Here is a 440-nt window from a genome sequence, read left to right on the forward strand (position 1 = left end):
GTTATGATAACTTCATATGTATCTGAAGCTAATCCTGTAAACGATACATTATTCGTATTTAACCCTGCTTGGTTACTTGTAAATGGCCCTGTTGTACTATTAATAGTAGCACTAAATGGTGCAGTTCCATTTGAAATTACAACATTTACAGTTCCATTATCGCCATTACAGTTTGGTTGAACTACAGAAGTAGTAATCGTTGGATCTGTAATTCTCTGGATCGTTACAGTTTCCATTACTTGACAGAAATCTGTTCCTCCATTTTTATCTCGTACGTAAACATCCCATGTTCCCGCAGCTACATTTACTGGATTCGTTGTATTGAAATCACCTGCTGTTACTGCTGTTCCACTGGTAACTACTGCAAATTGATAATTACCATCTCCTCCTGTTGGATTAATTGTTATCGTTCCTGTATTACAGGTCTCGTCTACTAACGT

At 37.0% G+C, this 440-nt stretch carries 1 protein-coding gene; it reads right to left on the bottom strand.

Going from position 1 to position 440, the window contains the following annotated elements; genetic code table 11:
* Positions 1–440: hypothetical protein (locus F7018_RS17990; protein ID WP_150901487.1), on the bottom strand; the 440-nt coding region annotated here is incomplete at both ends.

It is taken from the genome of Tenacibaculum aiptasiae, assembly GCF_008806755.1.
GTDB classification, from domain to species: Bacteria; Bacteroidota; Bacteroidia; order Flavobacteriales; family Flavobacteriaceae; genus Polaribacter; species Polaribacter aiptasiae.